This window comes from Pseudomonas sp. OA65, assembly GCF_017498305.1.
In the GTDB taxonomy this organism is placed as follows: domain Bacteria; phylum Pseudomonadota; class Gammaproteobacteria; order Pseudomonadales; family Pseudomonadaceae; genus Aquipseudomonas; species Aquipseudomonas zanjanensis.
This window is the reverse complement of record NZ_JAGDEZ010000037.1, coordinates 1-19301: the sequence shown is the minus strand read 5'-3', so window position 1 is coordinate 19301 and position 19301 is coordinate 1. Positions and strand designations below refer to the sequence as shown.

The 19301-nt window shown below is 60.8% G+C and carries 19 protein-coding genes and 1 pseudogene; 5 read left to right on the top strand and 15 right to left on the bottom strand.

The genetic code is table 11. The features are described 5' to 3' along the window. Positions 1-95: 95 nt before the first annotated feature. The 3 genes from nhaB to J3361_RS23650 form a co-directional block, all read right to left on the bottom strand. On the bottom strand, positions 96-1598 hold the full coding sequence (gene nhaB / locus J3361_RS23660) for a sodium/proton antiporter NhaB (protein WP_207966560.1): 1503 nt from the start codon (positions 1596-1598) through the stop codon (positions 96-98). A 94-nt stretch (positions 1599-1692) separates the two neighbouring features. Continuing rightward, a complete protein-coding gene (locus tag J3361_RS23655) occupies positions 1693-2982 on the bottom strand; it encodes a hypothetical protein (RefSeq protein ID WP_207966559.1) in 1290 nt (429 codons plus the stop codon). 184 nt (positions 2983-3166) lie between these two features. Then, positions 3167-3433, bottom strand: coding sequence for a hypothetical protein (locus J3361_RS23650; RefSeq protein ID WP_013693488.1), 267 nt, complete (start codon positions 3431-3433; stop codon positions 3167-3169). Between the two features lie 341 nt (positions 3434-3774). Here J3361_RS23650 and J3361_RS23645 point away from each other — a divergent pair, with 341 nt between their 5' ends. Next, the gene (locus tag J3361_RS23645; RefSeq protein ID WP_207966558.1) at positions 3775-5100 is read left to right on the top strand and encodes a sigma-54 dependent transcriptional regulator; all 1326 of its coding nucleotides are present in this window, start codon (positions 3775-3777) and stop codon (positions 5098-5100) included. Between the two features lie 163 nt (positions 5101-5263). Here J3361_RS23645 and J3361_RS23640 read toward each other — a convergent pair whose 3' ends face one another. From J3361_RS23640 to J3361_RS23600, 9 genes are all read right to left on the bottom strand, one after another. Then, positions 5264-6541, bottom strand: coding sequence for a hypothetical protein (locus J3361_RS23640; RefSeq protein WP_207966557.1), 1278 nt, complete (start codon positions 6539-6541; stop codon positions 5264-5266). A 46-nt stretch (positions 6542-6587) separates the two neighbouring features. Next, a complete protein-coding gene (locus J3361_RS23635) occupies positions 6588-7334 on the bottom strand; it encodes a hypothetical protein (RefSeq protein ID WP_060742555.1) in 747 nt (248 codons plus the stop codon). Between the two features lie 58 nt (positions 7335-7392). Next, positions 7393-8073, bottom strand: a complete 681-nt coding sequence (locus J3361_RS23630) for a C39 family peptidase (RefSeq protein ID WP_207966556.1) — start codon at positions 8071-8073, stop codon at positions 7393-7395. A gap of 234 nt (positions 8074-8307) precedes the next feature. Continuing rightward, positions 8308-9285, bottom strand: coding sequence for a heme utilization protein (locus J3361_RS23625; RefSeq protein WP_207966555.1), 978 nt, complete (start codon positions 9283-9285; stop codon positions 8308-8310). Positions 9286-9347: 62 nt separating this feature from the next. After that, positions 9348-9941 (bottom strand): adhesin, encoded by a 594-nt coding sequence (locus tag J3361_RS23620; RefSeq protein WP_207966554.1) that lies wholly within the window; start codon positions 9939-9941, stop codon positions 9348-9350. Between the two features lies 1 nt (position 9942). Beyond that, positions 9943-10389 carry a hypothetical protein gene (locus J3361_RS23615; protein ID WP_207966553.1) on the bottom strand — a complete coding sequence of 149 codons (447 nt, stop codon included), beginning with the start codon at positions 10387-10389 and terminating at the stop codon, positions 9943-9945. Between the two features lie 323 nt (positions 10390-10712). Then, positions 10713-11237: an AAA family ATPase gene (locus tag J3361_RS23610; protein WP_207966591.1), complete on the bottom strand. Its 525-nt coding sequence runs from the start codon at positions 11235-11237 to the stop codon at positions 10713-10715. Beyond that, positions 11234-11797: a nicotinamide riboside transporter PnuC gene (gene pnuC / locus J3361_RS23605; protein ID WP_207966552.1), complete on the bottom strand. Its 564-nt coding sequence runs from the start codon at positions 11795-11797 to the stop codon at positions 11234-11236. Before pnuC ends, J3361_RS23610 begins: the two co-directional genes overlap by 4 nt. 265 nt (positions 11798-12062) lie before the next feature. Further along, positions 12063-13697 carry a methyl-accepting chemotaxis protein gene (locus tag J3361_RS23600; RefSeq protein ID WP_207966551.1) on the bottom strand — a complete coding sequence of 545 codons (1635 nt, stop codon included), beginning with the start codon at positions 13695-13697 and terminating at the stop codon, positions 12063-12065. Positions 13698-13970: 273 nt separating this feature from the next. On the opposite strand from J3361_RS23600, the gene J3361_RS23595 reads away from it, so the two are divergent. Together J3361_RS23595 and J3361_RS23590 are read left to right on the top strand one after the other, a co-directional pair. Continuing rightward, positions 13971-14801, top strand: coding sequence for an undecaprenyl-diphosphate phosphatase (locus tag J3361_RS23595; protein ID WP_207966550.1), 831 nt, complete (start codon positions 13971-13973; stop codon positions 14799-14801). Further along, a complete protein-coding gene (locus J3361_RS23590) occupies positions 14798-15217 on the top strand; it encodes a DUF1294 domain-containing protein (protein ID WP_207966549.1) in 420 nt (139 codons plus the stop codon). Before J3361_RS23595 ends, J3361_RS23590 begins: the two co-directional genes overlap by 4 nt. A 3-nt stretch (positions 15218-15220) precedes the next feature. Here the strand turns inward: J3361_RS23590 and J3361_RS23585 are convergent, their stop codons facing one another. Further along, complete coding sequence (locus J3361_RS23585) at positions 15221-15571, bottom strand: MmcQ/YjbR family DNA-binding protein (protein WP_013693486.1); 351 nt, start codon at positions 15569-15571, stop codon at positions 15221-15223. Next, positions 15568-16476, bottom strand: a complete 909-nt coding sequence (locus J3361_RS23580) for a LysR substrate-binding domain-containing protein (protein WP_207966548.1) — start codon at positions 16474-16476, stop codon at positions 15568-15570. The genes J3361_RS23585 and J3361_RS23580 overlap by 4 nt, the downstream gene beginning before the upstream one ends. Before the next feature lie 129 nt (positions 16477-16605). Between J3361_RS23580 and J3361_RS23575 the strand changes: the two genes are divergently transcribed. Both J3361_RS23575 and J3361_RS23570 read left to right on the top strand, forming a co-directional pair. Then, positions 16606-17214: an FMN-dependent NADH-azoreductase gene (locus J3361_RS23575; protein WP_207966547.1), complete on the top strand. Its 609-nt coding sequence runs from the start codon at positions 16606-16608 to the stop codon at positions 17212-17214. A gap of 183 nt (positions 17215-17397) precedes the next feature. Beyond that, the gene (locus J3361_RS23570) at positions 17398-18435 is read left to right on the top strand and encodes a dienelactone hydrolase (protein ID WP_207966546.1); all 1038 of its coding nucleotides are present in this window, start codon (positions 17398-17400) and stop codon (positions 18433-18435) included. 667 nt (positions 18436-19102) lie between these two features. Here the strand turns inward: J3361_RS23570 and J3361_RS23565 are convergent. Then, positions 19103-19301: pseudogene (locus tag J3361_RS23565) on the bottom strand (hypothetical protein); the annotation flags it as partial.

Genomic DNA, 19301 nt, shown 5'->3' with positions numbered 1-19301 from the left:
GCCTCGGCTCTCGAGAGACCGCATCGCCTTCATCGCGGGCAAGCCTTGCTCCCACAGGGGCTCGCCACAGGTTTTGCTTCTTCTCAGCAGTATTTCTACAACCAGTACGTCACCGCATACCACCCCAAACCACCCATCACCACCGTGTAGGGTACGGCCATCCAGACCATCCGCCCATAGGACAGGCGAATCAGTGGCGCAATCGCCGAGGTCAGCAGGAACAGGAAGGCAGCCTGGCCGTTCGGTGTGGCGACGCTCGGCAGGTTGGTGCCGGTGTTGATAGCCACCGCCAGGGTTTCGAACTGTTCGCGGCTCATGTGGCCGGAGACGAAGGCCTGCTTGACCTCGGTGATGTAGATGGTCGCCACGAACACGTTGTCGCTGATGGCCGAGAGCACGCCGTTGGCAATGAACAGCATGCCAGGCTGCTGGTCGGCGGGCAGGGCCAGGACCCATTGGATCAGCGGCGTGAACAATTGCTGGTCGTGAATGACCGCCACCACCGCAAAGAACACCACCAGCAGCGACGTGAACGGCATGGCGTCCTTGAACGCATTGCCCAGCCGATGTTCGTCGGTGATGCCGGTGAAGGCGGTAATCAACACAATGATCATCAGGCCGATCAGGCCGACTTCGGCTATGTGTAGGGCCAGGGCGACGATCAGGATCAGGGCGGCAAGGCCTTGGACGATCAGGGCCGCGCGTTGGCGTGCGGTGCGTTCGCGATTGTCCTGCTCGGCGTAATCGGCGAGCACGGCGCGTACGTTGTCCGGCAGCAGGGTGCCATAACCGAACCAGCGCAGCTTCTCCAGCGCTACACAGGTCAGCAGCCCGGCCGCCAGCACCGGCACGGATACTGGTGCGACTTTCAGGAAAAACTCGGCGAAATGCCAGCCCATCTCATGGCCGATCAGCAGGTTCTGCGGTTCGCCCACCAAGGTGCAGACGCCGCCCAGCGCCGTGCCCACGGCGCCATGCATCAGCAGACTGCGCAGGAAGGCCCGGAACTGCTCCAGGTCGCTATGGTGCAGCGAGGGCAGGTCATGGTCTTCATCAACACTGCTGTCCTGGCGCGGATCGTTACCCGACGCCACGCGGTGGTACACCGAATAGAACCCCACGGCGGCACTGATGATCACTGCCGTGACGGTCAAGGCGTCGAGGAAGGCCGAAAGGAACGCTGAGAGAAAGCAGAACATCAGGGCCAGTATGGCCTTGGAACGCACGCCCAGGAGCAGGCGCGAGAACAGGAACAGCAGCAGGTCCTTCATGAAATAGATCCCCGCCACCATGAACATCAGCAGCAGGATGACCGGGAAGTTATGCAGCAATTCGTCGTATAGGGCCTTGGGGGTGGTCATGCCCAACGCCAGGGCTTCGACCATCAGCAGGCCGCCGGGCATCAGCGGGTAGCATTTGAGGGCCATGGCCAGGGTAAAGATGAATTCCAGCACGATCATCCAACCGGCAACGACCGGGCCCAGGGTCCACAGTGTGACGGCATTGAGGACCAGAAAGGTGATGATGCACGCCTTGTACCAGCGCGGGGAATGCCCCAGAAAGTTATGCGCGAAAGCCTGAGCCATTGGACCGGACATCGGCTGCTCCTTTTAGTTAGAAGCGCGCAACTTGCCGTAAGAAATGCGGAATATCAAGCGTAGGATGAATCCCGTTCGCTCGCGACAATCCGACTCAGGCCCAATACCGCGCAATCACCGCCCGATAATGACCCTGGAGTGAGTAGCCGCCTACCAGGATTCTGCCGTCAGCCTGCACTGCCAGGGCGGTGGCGGTGTCCAGACTGTAGCCGAGTCGCGTACGAACCCAGCCCTTGCCTTGACCGAAATCCGGGTCGAGGCTGGCATCCGGCAAGTGCCGGGCAAGCACGAAGTCAGCCTCGATACCGCCGATGGTGGCGCCGGCGGTCAACAGCTTGCCGTCCGCTTGCAACTGGGCGGCGGTCCACTGACTGGCGTTGCGCCCGATCGCCATGAGTTGACACTGGCCCTGATTGCAATGACGGTCCGGCTTGCCGTCCGGGCGAACTTTCAGGGACAGGCTATGCATCGGATCGCGACTGCTGCCGAACGCCTGCAGATCACCGTTCGCATCCTCGACGATCTGGCTGATCATCGCGCTGTGACCCTGGGCCAGGATGGACAGGAAGCCCTCTTCGCCGAAGCTGTCATCGAGCCTGCCGCTGCTGTCATAGCGGGCTATCAAGCCATGTTGGGGCAGGTCGATGGCGCCACCGACGACAATATGGCCGTCAGCCTGGAGCGTCAGGCAGCCGAGCCAGGTATTTTTCAACAAGCGTCGGACCATCACGAAACCGCGACCGTTGAATGAGGTGTCCAGGGCCCCGTCCGGCAGGAGTCGGATCAGTACGCCGACATGGTCGGACAATTGGTAATGATGGTTGGCGAGCAAGAGGATCCGGCCATCGGCCTGCACTTGCATGTCGCAGGCCTCGAGACCTGGCACGCCGGGCGGCAGCCAGGGGTCGCGCAGGCCTTGGGAGAGATTGCCGCAGAGCCGGATGATGTGCCGGCCGGCGTTGCCGAAGCTCTGGACGGCACGGCCTTGCGGATCGAACAGCGCCAGGGCGGGCAGGGTGTGTTCGTTGTTTTCGTAGTGCAGGCCCGACAGCAGGATATGCCCGTCGGGCAGCTCGATCACCTTGCCCGCCGTCGCTTCGAAGCCGTGGTCAAACGCGTCGATCACGCAGCCACGGCTGCCGAAAGTCGGGTCGGTCGAACCGTCGTGGTTGAGTCGCGCCAGCCCGAATCGGCTGCCGTGGGCCGTCTCGATCCTGGCTGCCACCAGGATTCGTCCGGCTCGGTCGAGGGTCAGCCCGGTGATCAGGCTCGAGGTGCTGTCTTGGAAATGAACCCAGGCTTTGCCGTTGGCGGCAAAGCCTGGATCAAGTTGCCCGGGGTGGGCCATGGTCTTGGGGAGCACGAACGCGAACTGGTTGAGCATGCCTGCCTCTCCTTGCGTGTCGACCGGCCCGGAAGGGCGATGACTGCATGAGGGCAACATTCAATCCCTGAATGGGACAATGCACAACTGTCAGTTCCTACAGATGCTGCGGCGCTACGTGCCATAACAATGGCTTTACAACCCAATGCCAAGCCTGCAATCGATAACAGGCTTTATCCGGGCTTTATTCTGGCATCGACCAGGATTGCAAGGTGTAGCCTTCCTGGCTCAATTCGGCACGGGCCTGTTTCAACAGATCGGCCAATTGGACCGGGTCGGTATAGGCGCTGCTTGGAATCTGAGTGCGGCCAATATGAGTATTGGTGCGGTCGATGACGGTCAGGCTAAGTTCACCGTTACCGTCTTGTGGAGCCCAGGCCACGCATTGGAAAGGACGGAATGCGCGGTCGGCAATCAAAAGAGCTTCGTTGATACGGAGCGGGGCGTTCATGGCGTTTTCTCTTCAGTGTGCCCAAACAAATGATGTGCCGTCGGTTGGGCGTACCGTGCGGCTGGTTACTTGTACTGATGTCCCGAACCCGTAGGCGGGTCACACATTATTTAAATAAATTTCGATTTTCTTTCAGACCAGGCTTTTGCACTTTTGTTTGAAAGCACCCTGAAAGAAAAGCGCCTGTGACAACTAACGAAACGCGCGCTTATAACCACTTTAACGCGATCTCGATAATCAATTGATACAAGGGCGCGTCAACTTCTTGCTACTGTTACAAGCAGGTTTGCCAAACGCCTGTTTCTAATCATATTTCCTTATTTTGGCGCCAAGGATCAGTCATGATCGAAGCCAGTACGTCACGTCGTCTGCTCGTGGTTGATCCCTGCGACGATTGCCATCGCCTTTTGCCAGGGCTGCGCAGCATTGGTTGGGATGTGGACAGTTGCGCCCTTGAACACGCCGGCGATCGGACCTGTGACGTCGGTCTGTTGCGCTTGCAACCGTTTCACCTGGAGCGCCCGGAAGCGGTCAAGGAGTTGATCAGCCGTAGCGGCACGGAGTGGATCGCCGTGCTCAGCCAGGAAGTCTTGCGCCTGCAAAACGTCGGCGATTTCGTCTGCGAATGGTTTTTCGACTTCCACACCTTGCCCTTTGACGTATCCAGGGTCCAGGTGACCCTGGGCCGGGCGTTTGGCATGGCGCGCCTGCGAGGCCAGGGCTCGATTCACATCGACCAGCCCGAACATGAACTGCTGGGCGACAGCAAGCCGATTCGCGAATTGCGCAAGTTGTTGAGCAAGTTGGCGCCGGCCGAGTCGCCAGTGTTGATTCGCGGTGAGAGCGGCACTGGCAAGGAGTTGGTGGCGCGCACCCTGCATTGCCAGTCGCATCGACGCAACAAGCCGTTCATCGCTATCAACTGCGGTGCCATTCCGGAGCACCTGATCCAGTCCGAATTGTTCGGTCATGAGAAGGGTGCATTTACCGGCGCTCACCAACGCAAGATCGGGCGGATCGAGGCGGCCCACGGAGGCACGCTGTTTCTCGATGAAATCGGCGACCTGCCGTTGGAGTTGCAGGCCAACCTGCTGCGTTTCCTCCAGGAAAAACACATCGAGCGGGTCGGCGGCAGCCAGCCAATTGCCGTCGATGTGCGGGTCTTGGCGGCCACCCACGTGGACCTTGAGGCGGCCATCGAGCACAAGCGATTTCGCGAGGACCTGTATTACCGCTTGAACGTGCTGCAAGTGCTCATGGCACCCTTGCGCGAACGTCATGGCGACCTGGCGATGCTGGCCAGTCACTTTTCCCATTTCTACAGCCAGGAAACCGGCCGTCGTCCCCGCAGCTTCAGCGACGATGCGCTGGTGGCGATGGGCATGCATGACTGGCCCGGCAATGTGCGGGAGCTGGCCAATCGCGTCCGTCGCGGATTGGTGCTGGCCGAAGGGCGCCAGATCGAAGCCCGGGACCTCGGCCTGGCCAGCCAGCAGGGCATCGCGGCGCCGATGGGGACGCTGGAGGATTACAAGACCCGCGCCGAGCGCCAGGCCCTGAGCGATGTGCTCAACCGTCACAGCGACAACCTGAGCGTGGCCGCCCGGGTGCTGGGCGTGTCCCGGCCGACGTTCTATCGTCTGCTGCACAAGCATCAGATCCGCTAGAACTGCCTACAAACAACTCATTGTGGGAGCGGGCTTGCTCGCGAAGGCGTAGTGTCAGGTTGATCAATATCACTGACACACCGCTTTCGCGAGCAAGCCCGCTCCCACAATGGTTTTGCAGTGTCCTTGGGATATGTGTGCCCTTCACATATCCCTGAGGGCATCAGAAGTAATACGGGAATTTCAGGCTAAAGGTGAAGTCCGGCGCATCGTCCGTCAGCCCGATGGACAGGTTGGGCACGATGGTCAGGTTATCGGACGCGGCGACGGTCATGCCGATGTTGAAGTAACCGGCATTGGCGTCGCTGGAGGTCACCGATTCCCAGTCGCCGCCGTCCTGCTTGAGTTTGCTTTTCTTCTGGATCAGGTCAGAGACCGAGAACGACATGCTCATCTTCTCGTTCAACGCAAAGGCAACGCCCGCGCCGATCTGGAAGCTGTCGCCGATCCGCACCTTGCCCGGCACTTTCTGGTTGACCGTGGAGCTGATGTCGTCGAATGACTCCTCCAGGTTGTGGGTGTAGGACAGGCTGCCGAACAAGACGGCCGGGTCGAAGGTCTTGACCAGCGAGAGCCCGGGCGTAATCGACCACACACCGTTGCCGGTGGGCAAGTCGTCAGGCACGAACAGGTTGGTGTTGGCCTGGGATTGGCGCAGCTTGATACCAAACGGGTCCTTGCCGGTGGGGGCCTTGACCCGCAAGGTGACCACCGCGTCTGGAGCGTTGATCGACTCATCCATGAACTTGTAGGCGACGCCGAAGTTGACGTCGCCGATGGTCGGATCGCGGGTCACGGTTTCTTCGCTGGTGACCCCGGCCGCACCGTTGTTCGCGCCGCCTGACTGGTAGGTGGATTCGCGGTAGACCACCGGCACGTTGAGGTCGAACTGCCAGCGATTGTCGAAGTTATACCGACCGGTGAGGTCCAGCGTCCAGGTGTCGGCCTTGATCCGGTCCAGGTTGATGTTGCCCAGGAAAATCGAATCCAGGGCCAGGAAACCGTTGAGGATCAGTTGCCGCGTGTCATAGCGCGAATAGGTCACGCCGGTCTCGAAACTGAACTTGCCACCGCCGAAGAAGCCGCTGGCCTCGTCATAGAGGTTGGAGACACTTTGGGCCGGCTGGGAATCGTCGGCCAGGGATTGCCCATAGCCACTGCCGCCAGCTGTTGTGGCACCGCCGGCGGTCTGGTTGCCTTTCATGTCAGCCGGCGATTTGGCCAGGCGCTTGGGCTGCGGCGCGGCGGGTTGGTCCTCCATTTGGCGAACCCGCTGTTCGAGTACCGCCAGGGCCTTTTGCTGGACCTCGTATCGTTGCTTGAGCTCGAGGAGTTCCTGTTTCAGGGCCTCGATATCGGCATCCGGCGCCGCCTGCAACACGGCCGCCGGAAACAACGTGCTTAAACACATCACAGCGCGCAACGATACGGATCGATACATGAAATATGCCGTCCCTATTTGCCCAATGATCGGAAACCAGCGTAGTTCAATAACCGAGGTTACGGAGGCCGCGTAGTTGGGTCAGGTTGCAGTCCAATGCGCCGGCACTGGGGCCGTTGTTGTTCAGCACCACGTTGAGCTGCGTCATGTTGTTGACCAGGTTGCTGTTACCCAACAGGCGGGTGTTTTGCAGCAAGCCGCCCTGGGCCACTTGTTGCAAGGTGCCGCCCTGGTTGTGGCTGGCCTGGATCGCCATCTGCACGCCGTTGCCGGTGGCAGTGACCGCGACGCTGCCGGCGGCGTTGCTGCCGCTGATGGTCTGGCCCTTGGTCAACAATTGGCCTTGGGAGGGGACGAGCGCGGGGGCCTGGTTGCTCTCCTTCACATTGATGTTGACGTTGTTGTAGGCCGTGTTGCCGTCGCCGGCGGCACGTACGCTCTGGGTCACGCCCTGGCTCGTGCCAAGGCCTGCGCCACCGGTGATATTGCCGCTGCCCTGTTCCGGGACGCTGCCGTTGCCGGTCTGCTTGATGGTGGAGACATAGAACTCGGGTTTGACGGTGGCGGCTTGGATTTGCATCGTGCTGGTGGCGCCGATCAGGTCGCCGCTGGCGTTGCGCCAGGTACTGCTCATGACGATGCCGAAGCTGATGACGCGGCCGGGCATGACATAACGACCACGCAGCTCGGCGAGCTCCTGGTCCTTGACTTCGATGGGTTTGAAGCCGGCATGGGCATAGCCCGAGGCAGTCGCGAGCAGGCAGGCCAGCGACAGCCAGTGTGAAGTTTTCATGTGCTGCTCCCGGAGCGTCCTGCTCCTTTTTGTACTTATTGTTGGCAGTGGTCGGCGATTAGAAAAAGTCGCTCTGTATGAAGCCGAAATCCATCAGTTCCGCATCCCTGACCGGGTTGAAACCGTCCAGCTTGTTACGGGCTGTCAGGGGTTGAGGAGGGCTGCGTAGCGCATTGGTCTTGTCATAGCCCGGGCCGACGATCGCGAAGACGATGCCGTTCCAGCCTTTGACGAACTCATCGTGGGAATAACGTTTGTGCCCCAGCACCGGGTCGCCGATGTAGACCCATTGCTTGTCGGCTCGCTGCAATACCACGAAGTGCTTGTAGCCGCGTATTTCCATCAGGACCACCACCGGGATCGTCACCGCTTCGAGTTTCTCTGGCGGTATCCGATAGCCTCGGGCGCGCATGCCGATGGTTTCCACGTAGCGCTTCATGTCCAGCATGGAAAAGCCCTGGGTGCGAACCAGGTCATGGTCGGCATTGACCAGCATGCCTTTGATGACGTGCTCTTCGTCGACATCAAGCCAATAGGCCTGGCGCAGCACCGTGGCCAGTGCGGCGGCACCGCAACTGAAATCGGTTTTCTGCTCGACGATGTCGCTGAACTTGCGCTCGCGTACGCTTTGCACCGGTTTGTAGACCAGCATGCCGCCAGGCAGGGCGGCGACCGGCATCTGCGCCGCTTCGGCCACACAGGCCAGGCAGAGCAGCAGGGAAACGGCAGTGACACGCATGATCAATACGCCTGATGGACATCCGGGAAAAAAGCCCCGTTTCCCAGCGGCACCGTTCGTCCAGAGCATTGAAATGAGTCCGTGGCGAGGGAGCTTGCTCCCGCTGGGCTGCGGAGCGGCCCCAAGTTTTTGCGGTTGCTGCGCAACCGAGCGGGAGCAAGCTCCCTCGCCACAAGATTCATCCAAACCCTGGGGAACAGCATTGCTGTTGCCGGGGCTCCGTTTCACCCGCGCTTACATGCAAGCCTTGCAGCCAGCCGCGATGGACAGCGAGTTGCTTTGCTGGTTGCCCACACCGGCCGACACGTTGGCGCCACCGTTACCGGAGAAGCCGTTCATGGAGTTGGTCATGGTGGCGTTGTTGATCACAGGGTTCTTCCAACCGTCGCGGGTCAGCACCTGCTGGGTGTTGCTGCCGGCCAGTTCGAAAGTCCCCACGGCGGAGAACTTGAACTTGTCGTCATCGTGGCCACCGCCGTAGCCGCCTTTGTTGCCCCAGCCGCCGTCGTCTTCGACGGTACCGGTGCCTTTGGCCTTGAACGTGCCGGAGGCGCTGGAGGTGCTGGTGAGGGTGTCGGTCTTGTAGGTCCGTACGCCCTTGTTGTCTACCACAAGGCCGCTGGAGGACTGATCGGCCGAAGCGGCAGCTTCTGCGACACGGCCACCCGATACGGCGATGGCCAGGTTGTTTTTCTGCTGGTTGAAGTTGCCGGCGGTCACGTTGATGCCGATATTACCGGAGCCATCGTTGCCGGCATTGGTGAGCGAGGCATTGTTTTGAGTCGAGTTGTTTTTGACATAATTGTTGCTATTGACTTGCGTGGCGCTGGAAACAGCAACAGCCGAACCGAAGATGAAGCTTTCGTCGGCAGTGGCCAGGGCGGCAGCGTTGTCCTGTTGGTTGCCGTCGCCGCCGGCGATGTTGGCGCCCATGTTGCCGTTGCTGCCATTGAGCGAATCAGTGGCTTCAGCGGTGTTGCGGGTGGCCTGGTTGGTCACGGTGTTGCCATCACTGTTCTGCACATCCAGCACGGTCGCGCCAGCCCCGGCCGTGATCGAGAGCAGTTGCTCGAACGAGGGACCTCTTGGGCCTTGATTGCCGTGACCATTACCGTGGCCGTTACCGTTGCCACGTCCATCGGCCTGTGCAGCCATTGCCATGACAGCGGCGAGAGCGAAAACCAATGGTTTGAGTGCCATTGTAGGTTTCATGGTGTTTCTCCTTGCATGTCGTTGGTTAAGTGTTGGTACTTTCTTATGCCCACTGCGCCGGATCAGTCAGCGACCCGGATGCTCAGGGTGTTAGCCATGCGGTTCCCCACCCCGGCACTCTGGTTCACCTGAATCACCCCTCGGCTGCCGGTGAAGGCCTGGTCGCTGGTAACGACCTGGCGACTGCCGGTTGGGGCGCCAGTTGCACCTGAGTTCGGTAGCAACGCCACGTTCTGTTGAGACAGGGCGCTGTCGTCCATGCTCTGCGGATGGGCGCTGATGCCCACCCGCATGACATTGGCCATCTGGTTATTGGCCCCGGCAGACTGGTTCACGCCCAGCACGCCGTTGCCGTTGGTAAAGGAGTGGCCACCGATACGGGCGGTGGCGTTGATGGAGGGGTTGGCCTGGGTGTCGATGCTTTGCTGTACGCGGGTGCTGGCCTGGGCGTGGCTGCCAATGGCGATGGCCCGGGTATTGGTCTGTTGGATCTGGTCGCCGGCCGCCTGGTTGACGTTGAAGTTGCCGGTGTACTGGCCGCCGGAATTCTGCAGGTTGGCGTTGCTGACCACCGCCACGCCCGGATCGGCAAATACGGTGAAAGAACTGAGCAGGGAAAGCATGACCAGGGCGAGCATAAACAGGACGGGCTTCATGTCACTGACCTCCCGCCAACCGACCCAACGGGGCCAGGCCGGAACTCAGCGAGCGGTTGATGGTGCCGGAGATCGCGCCGCCGCTGCCGCCACCGTGGCCGGCATTCATGCCCGGCATGCCATTGGGGTTGGTGACCACGTTCAGGCCCTGCACACCGGTATTGGGGGTGACGATGTTGCGGATCGACGAACCACTGGCCACGCTGGCGAACTCGCCATCGCTCAGTTCGGTGCTATTGGTCGCCTGGTTGATGCGTTCGGAGGGGTTGGCATTGACGGTGGTCGGGTAGGGATCTTTGCCACCGTTGCGCCCGATTGCGATGGGTTGCACGTCACGGCTGAGCACGATGACGCCGTTGCCCTCGGCCTGCGTTGGCAGGCTGAGTGTGGCGCTGGCGGCGCAGCCGATCACGAGCAGACAGGTCAAACTTCTTTTGAAAGTCCCCACGGCATCGATTCCTTCTTCGGTGGGCTGGCCCTGGTCCAGCGTTGCGAAGTGGGGAAGAGCAGATGTTGTGCCGGTTTTTGAATCGCCTTTTGATTCAATGAGTTAGGTTTTGACGTAGGGAGTGGAGGAAGGAAGCTGTTTCAGCAGTGAGACAAGGCCGATGGCGGCCAACTGCCTGCGCGCTGTTCCAGGGCTCTGGATCCAGGCTTCTGGGAGGGTGTTTCAGTGACTTGACAGTCTTGATGACAATCATCTGAAACGATGTTGGATCCGGGTTTGCTGCGAGCGAGCTGTTTCAAACTTGAGACGAATCATCCCTGCGCTCAGGCTTCAATCAGTTGGGCGACGGTCGCGAACACGTGCTGCTGACGTTGCTCCCAGTTGCCCCGAATGACCTGGAACGGTTGTCGATGTCGACTCAGCCACGCCTCGATTGCGTCGAAAAATGCCAACCGTTTTTCCAGCTCGGGTTGGCAACGCAAGCCGTCGCCGCTCCATTCGACCTGCTCGGGGCTCAACAGCAGGTGCAAGTCGTAATGACGGGCCAGCAACGCCGGTTCGAGCCAGTCCGGGCAGTCGCCGAAGAGGGTCTGGCTCCAGAGGATGTTGCTCAACAGGTGGGTGTCGAGGATCAATAACGCTGGCCGACGAGCGCGGGCTTCGTCTTCCCAGGCCAATTGGCCGGAGGCGATGTCGGTGATGTCCGCAAGGCACGTATCGCGCTGGGTCTGTTCCATGAAATGGCGCACGTACTCGTCCACCCGCACACCACCAAAATGCTCCTGTAGTTGCGCCGCCAGCCAGCTCTTGCCGCTGGATTCCGGGCCGGTCAGGACCACCACCTTCATGCGCGCAGCGCCGGGTCGGCGCGCCATTCCCGCCAGCCTTGTACCGCCAGCAACGTGAACAGTGCGTAGAGCGCGGCGGTCAGGTGCAAGCCCTTGTAGATGAACAGGCCGACGAAGATCACGTCCAGGACGATCCACAACGGCCAGCATTGCACGCGTTTTTGCGCCATCCACCACTGGGCCACGAGGCTGAAACCGGTGAGCGCGGCGTCGAGCCAGGGCTGGGCAGCGTCGGTCCAGTGGGCCATGGCGGCCCCCAACAGCAGGCTGCCCGACGCGCCGATGGCCAGGCCGAGCAATACCGACGGGCCGCCGAGGCGGCTGACCTGACGCCCATCATGATTGCGCCCGGCACGGGTCCATTGCCACCAGCCGTAGAGTTGCAACACCGCGTAGACCACCTGCAGCAGCATGTCCGAGTACAACTTCACCTCGAAAAAAATCCAGCTGTACAGCAGCACCATGACCAAGCCGATCGGCCAGCACCAGGGGTTCTGCTTGACAGTCAACCAGACAGCGATCACGCCGAGGGCTGCGGCAAACAGTTCAAGCCCGGACATGGCGGTTCCTTGGGGAAAGAGGAGAGGGCGGCGATTGTAAACGCTATGGCGTGGAGAGCTCCAATACCATTGTTGAATGGGCGGGCGCATTCGCGAGCAGGCTCGCTCCCACAGGGGACTTGTGGTGAGCACCGAACCCGAGGCCAGCACAAAACCCCTGTGGGAGCGAGCCTGCTCGCGATGAGGCCCTTTCAGTCAGCATTGATGTTGAATGAAGGACCGCCATCGCGAGCAAGCTCGCTCCCACAGGGGGATTTACCGGTCTTTAGACCCGGAACTGCTTGAGCAACCCGTTAAGCTGTTCACTCAGCGCCTTCAGGCGGCTGCTTGCCTGGCTGGACTGTTCGGCGGCCATGGCGGTGCTGTGGGACAGTCCGGCGGCCTGGGTGACGTTCTGGTTGATGTCTTCCACTACATGGGCCTGTTGCAGGGTGGCGCTGGCGATGGAGGCGTTCAGGCTGTTGAGGTTGCGCAGGGCCTGGCCGATGGCGTTAAGGCTGGCACCCGCCAGGCCGGCCTGTTCGATGGTCAGTTGCGAGGCGCGGCTGCTGTCGCCGATGACTTTCACGGCGGCTTCGGAATGGGTTTGCAGGCGCTCGATCATCGATTGGATCTCAGCGGTGGACTTCTGCGTACGCTGGGCCAGCAGTCGCACCTCATCGGCGACCACCGCAAAGCCCCGGCCTTGCTCGCCGGCGCGGGCGGCTTCGATCGCGGCGTTGAGGGCCAGCAGGTTGGTCTGCTCGGCAATGGAGCGAATCACCTCCAGCACGCTGCCGATCTGGGTGCTTTCACTCGCCAGGGTACGGATCACTTCCACCGCCTGGTCGATGGTCTGGGACAGGCGATCGATCTGCTGCAAGCTGCCGTCGATGTTGACCTGGCCTTGCTGGGCCTGGGATTCAGCGTCGCGCATCTCGCTGGCGGCGTGCTCGGCATTCTTGGCCACGTCCTGCACGCCATAGGTCACTTCATTGATCGCGGTGGCCACCAGTTCCATTTGTTGCGACTGCTGCTGGCTGCGTTCCTGGGCCTGAGAGGCGTCGTTGCCCAATTCGTTGGAAGATTGCCCCAGCTCACTGGCCGAGGCCTGCAACTGGCTCACCACCTGGCGCAACTTGGCGGTAAAGGCATTGAAATGCCGGGCCAGTTGGGTGACTTCGTCCTGGCCGTGGGTATCGAGGGTACGGGTCAGGTCGCTCTCGCCGCTGGCGATGTTGGCCATGGCGTTGACGGTCTCTTGGAGCGGGCGGACGATGCTGCGCACGATCAAGGTCAGCAGGAGGCCCATGACCAGGGTGATTGCCAGCCCAATCAACGAAGCCTTGATCAACTGGGACTGGAATTCTGCCTGGACGTCATCCACGTACACGCCGGAACCGATGATCCAGCCCCACGGTTCGAACAGCTTGACATAGGAAGTCTTGCCCACCGGTGCTTCGGCGCCTGGTTTCGGCCAGAGGTAGTTGATCATGCCGGCGCCCTTGGCCTTGGCGATGGCGACCATCTCGTTGAACAACGCGTAGCCGTTCGGGTCGCGGATCGCCGAGAGGTTCTGGCCTTCAAGCTTCGGGTTGGTCGGGTGCATGACCATGACCGGCGTCAGGTCGTTGATCCAGAAATAGTCACTCTGGTCGTAGCGCAGGCCTCGCACCGCGCTGAGGGCTTGCTTCTGCGCCGCCTCACGGGTCAGGGTCCCAGCGGTTTCCAGCCCATGGTAGTAGCTCAGCACGCCACTGGCGGTCTGCACCACGTGCTGGGTCTTCTGCACCTTGGCCTGATACAAATCCGTGTGGATCTGCTTGAGCATAAACGCGCCGAGCGTGAACAACATCACGACGGCCACCACCAGGATGAGCCACAAGCGTCGGCTGATCGACACACTGCGCAAGCTATTCATACGCTGTCACTCCGGTTTCTTATTCTTGTCATTAACGACGGGCGGCACTTTAGCGCCTGGCGGCTATCCATGATTGACCTGGGTCATAACGCGGCAGCGTTATCAGGGCTTGTCTGATAGGATTTCGGCCCCGCGGCGCAAAACCTGAGCCTGTTCTGATTTTTTCATTGGTTTTTTTTGAAAGATCGCAGCTATCGTGCAGCCGCTGCGTGGGCCTGTATGACACTTGAATTTGATAAGACCTGCTTGAACAGCGTCTTTTTTGGGGGATGAATGGATTTGTGGACTGCCTTTTCGGCACTGATTCTTGGCGTAGTGGAAGGCTTGACGGAGTTTCTGCCGATTTCCAGCACGGGGCACCAGATCATCGTCGCCGACTTGCTCGAGTTCGGTGGCGAACGTGCGATGGCATTCAACATCATCATCCAGCTCGGCGCGATCCTTGCGGTGGTCTGGGAGTTCCGGCGCAAGATCTTCGACGTGGTATTGGGCTTGCCGACGCAACCCAACGCCCGCCGGTTCACCGCCAACCTGCTGATTGCCTTCTTTCCCGCCGTGATATTGGGCGTGCTGCTTGCCGACTGGATCCACCACTATCTGTTCAACCCGATCACCGTCGCCGCGGCGCTGGTGGTGGGCGGCCTGGTGATGCTCTGGGCCGAGAAGCGCCAGCACCAGGTGCATGCTGAAACGGTGGACGATATTTCCTGGAAGGATGCGTTGAAGGTCGGCTTTGCCCAGTGCATTGCGATGATCCCGGGTACGTCACGTTCCGGCGCGACCATTATCGGTGGCTTGCTGTTCGGCCTGTCGCGTAAAACCGCTACCGAGTTCTCGTTCTTCCTGGCGATGCCGACCATGGTCGGCGCGGCTGTGTACTCGGGTTACAAATACCGCGAGTTGTTTGTCCCGGCGGATTTTCCGGTATTCGCCGTCGGTTTCGTCACAGCGTTCATCTTCGCCATGATCGCAGTCAAGGGCCTGCTGCGGTTCATCGCCAGTCATAGCTACGCGGTGTTCGCCTGGTATCGCATCGCCTTCGGCTTGTTGATCCTGGCCACCTGGCAGTTCGGCTGGGTGGACTGGACCGCCGCCAAGCCATGAACGAATCAGGCTCTCGCACACGCGCTGGAGGCAATGCCGGTGGCGCGGTGCAACACCTGCGGCTCAAATTGATGGTGTTTGTGCTGGTTTGCGCCTTGCCGCTGTTCGGCTCGCTGCTGTTCGGTCTGCGGGGTGTGTCGTGGGTGCCGATGGCAGCCTATGGCGTCGTCAGCCTGGTGGCGTTCCTGCTGTATTGGAGCGACAAGCGCAAGGCTCGCGCCGACGCCTGGCGCACCCCGGAGAACGTGCTGCATGCGCTGGAGCTGGCCGGTGGCTGGCCCGGGGCCTTGCTCGCCCAGCAGTTGTTTCGCCACAAGACCCGCAAAGTCTCGTTTCAAGTGGTGTTCTGGTTCATCGTGCTGCTGCACCAGGTGTTCTGGATCGACCAGTTGTTCCTGGGCAGCTATCTATTTTGAAGGCTAGAGCAACAAGCCCACCTGCGTGCGCTTGGGCAATTTGCTCACTACCAGTTGATGTGAGCGTTGCAGCAGGCCACGCAGTTCTTCGGCCCCCAGCGGATAAGGCACCTGCATGATGACCCACTGGGCCCGCGCCAGGTAAGGCGCGGGGTGAATGCCCGGGCGGTCGCAGTGACCCAGGAACAGATCCTTGTCAACCTTGAACGCCAACGAGTCGCCCCGCAGGCCCTGCAGGGCGAACATCTTGTTCCCGGCAATGGAAAATACCCTCACGCCACCCCATTTGTAGTCTTCCCTGGCACCCGGCAAGCCCAGGCAAAACTGCGCGACATCCTCTTCGCTCAACCTCATAGCGTTCTATCTCCACAGCCCTCGAAGGCTTCCACCAAATGATCGATCCAGGCGCGCACCGCCGGCAACATGCCGCGCCGATGGGGGTAGACCGCCTGGAGCCAACCGTCGGGCAACGACCATCCAGGCAACAGCTCCACCAGTGTGCCGTCACGCAATTCCTGCTCGCAATACATGCTCGGCAATAAAGTGAAGCCCAGTCCGGCGAGGGCGCAGGCACGGCGCACGATGAAGTCGTCAATGCCCAGGCGGGCTTCCAGGCTCAGTTCGGCCTGTTGCCCATCGGCCTTGACCAAGCGTAGATGCACCAGGCGATCGGCTTCCAGCGCCCCTAGCACCGGCAGTTGTTCGAGGTCGTCCGGGGTCTCGATCCGTCGCCCTTCGACGAAGACTGGGCTGGCCACCAGCATCAGCCGTGCCCGGCGCAAACGCCGGGTCATCAGCAGCGGGTCTTCGTCCCCCAGGTCGCGTACGCGCAACGCGACATCGATGCCTTCGCCGATCAGGTCCACCCGCCGGTTGAGCAGGGTCATTTCCAATTGCACCAAGGGGTATTTCGCCAGGAAGGTTTCGATCACCACCGGCAGGAACTGGTGGGCCAGGCCCACCGGGCTCGACACCCGTAATCGACCGCGTGGCTCGCTGGACATGCTCGCCACCGCTTCGTCGGCCATCTCGGCCTCCAGCAACATGGCCTGGCAGTGGCGCAGATAACGTTCGCCCACCGCCGTCAGTTTCAACTGCCGCGTGGTGCGCTGGAGCAGGCGGGCGCCGAGGCGTTCTTCCAGCTCGGCGATGCGCCGCGACAACCGTGATTTCGGAATGCCCAGCAAGCGCCCGGCCGCCGCGAAACCGTCAGCTTCGACGACTTTGGCGAAATAATACAAATCATTGAGGTCTTGCATGTCGAACTCGATTGTCCTGTCAGTGGGACAAACTATCGCATTTATATGGACTTATCGAGTATTGGCTTCATCGATAGGATGGTCGCCAATTGATCGCCCGGTTGCGGTCCTCACTTGGAGAGCACTCACATGAAACTGCTGCACATTGATTCGAGCATCCTCGGCGACAACTCCGCTTCTCGCCAATTGAGCCGTGAAGTGGTTGAAGCCTGGAAAGCTGCCGAGCCAGGTATCACCGTCACTTACCGTGACCTGGCCGCCGACGCCATCAGCCATTTCTCCGCCCAGACGCTGGTTGCTGCCGGCACCAGCGCCGAATTGCGCGATGCGGCCCTGAAGCACGAAGCCGATCTCAGCGCCTCGGCGATGGCCGAGTTCCTGGCGGCTGATGCGGTGGTCATCGCGGCGCCGATGTACAACTTCAGCATTCCGACCCAGCTCAAGGCCTGGATCGATCGCATTGCCGTTGCCGGCCAAACGTTCCGCTACACCGAAGCCGGTCCCGAAGGCCTGTGCGGTGGCAAGAAACTGGTGATCGTCTCCACGGCGGGCGGTTTGCATGCCGGCCAACCGAGCGGCGTGGGTCATGAGGACTATCTCAAGCTGATGTTCGGTTTCCTCGGCATCACCGATATCGAATTCGTCCGTGCCGAAGGCCTGGCCTACGGTGACGACATGCGCACCAAAGCCATGAGCGAAGCCACGTTGCAGATTGGTCAGCAATTCGCCGCTGCGTAAAACCTGCGTAAAGGCACCAAGCACTTCGGGCAACCTTCGCAAAACCCTGTATTCTCGTCGCCATTGGATGGCCGGGATGCAGGGTTTTGCTGCATTCGGCGCCGGGGATCTGGCGCAGGTTATGCACGGCCAAGAGTGCGAGCGGCGGGGCCTTCCCGTGCGCTGGTGAGGGTGGAACATTCGATGACACGTTTTGGTGCAGCGTTGCTGCTTTGCTTGTTTGCCAGTTTCGCTTCAGTGCAGGCCGCACCGGGGCCGCATCGGCACTGGAGCGCCGGTTTCCATGAGCTGAGCTTTCTTGATCCGCTGGATCAGCAGCCGATGCACGCGATTGCCTTTTATCCGTCCACCGACCGCGAACAATCCAGCCTGGTTGGCGGCTACCAGATCGATGCCGCACCAGACGCGCAAATCGCCATCGGCCGCTTTCCGCTGCTGATGCTCTCCCATGGCAACACCGGCACACCGCTGGCCTTGCATGATCTCGCCACCTCGCTGGCGCGCAAGGGGTTTGTCGTGGTGGCGGTGATTCATCCCGGCGACAATGCCCAGGATCACAGCCGGCTTGGCACGTTGAGCAACCTGTACGGGCGGCCGATCCAGATTTCCGAAGCCATCACCGCGACGCTCAATGACCCGATGCTCTCGCCGTTCGTCCACGCCGGGCAGGTTGGGGTGATCGGTTATTCGGCCGGTGGCGAGACCGCTTTGATCCTGTCCGGTGCGACGCCGGATCTCAATCGCTTGCGGCGTTACTGCAAGGAGCGGCCGGAAGATCGTGACGCCTGCAACACCCAGGGCGAACTGATCGCCGACCGTGATGACCTGCAACCCGTGGCCGACTCCAGGGTCCGGGCATTGCTGCTGATGGCGCCGTTAAGCCTGAAGTTCGGCCGGCATACATTGGCCGATGTCCATGTGCCGGTGCTGCTGTATAGCGGTGATGGTGACAATCTCGTGGCTTTTGACAAAAACGCCGCCGCGTTGGCCCGCAAGCTGCCCACCGCGCCGGATTTCAAGACCCTGGCCGGCGCGGGGCATTTTGTCTTCATGGCGCCGTGTACCGATGAGCAAGTCGCTGCGATGCCGGCGCTTTGCACGGATGCCGATGGGGTCGATCGCAAGGACATTCACCGCACCATGATTACCGAGGCCAGCCGCTTTTTCGGCGAGGCCTTGGGTAAGGCGACCCGGGCGGGGATGAAGACGGCTGATCAATAAGGTCATGCTGTTCACTTAGCGTTTAGCGTTTAGCGTTTAGCGTTCAGGCTGATCTTCCGTTCCGAGAGGCATGGTTTGTACGTAAGGTTGATGTGTATATCCGTTTCAGCGGTAACGGCTACTTATGGTTCCGCCCTTACGGCGGCTCACTTTTGAGAAGCGCAAAAGTAAGCAAAACGCTCTTGCCCCACCACTCGGCACCTCGCTTAGGCTCGGTGTGCCCTCACTCCGGCATTGTTCCGTGGGCCGCCGCGAAGGGCCATCCATGGCCCAGCGCGGCTATCCCGGCATCCATGCCGGGATGCCCACTCCACAATGCCTGCGTTCGGCCAGCGTGGTTTAACGGGGCGTCCAGATCAAGATCAAAATCAAGATCAAAAGCAAAGCAAAGCAAGAGCCGGGTATATCCAGTATCTATGTGACGGAGCCACCGCTATCGCGAGCAGGCTCGCTCCCACAGTGGAGCGATGTCGTACGCAAAATGTGCGGCCACATTGGATCTTCAGCAGACACAAGATTCATGTGCACCACAAAACCTGTGGGAGCGAGCTTGCTCGCGATGAGGTCGACACATCCAACATCACCGCAAACTGACACACCGTCTTCGCGAGCAAGCTTTGCTCCCACAGATCTGATGGGTGTACGACCGGAAGAGCCAGGTCGGCTCTCAGGCCGCCTCGGCGAGGACGTTGATCTCGGGCGCCCCGTTAACCACGATGGCCGAACGAAGGTATTGTGGAGTGGGCACCTCGGCATGGATGCCGAGGTAGCCGCGCTGGGCCATGGATGGCCCTTCGCGGCGGCCCACGGAGCAATGCCGGAGTGAGGGCACACCGAGCCTTAGCGAGGTGCCGAGTGGTGGGGCA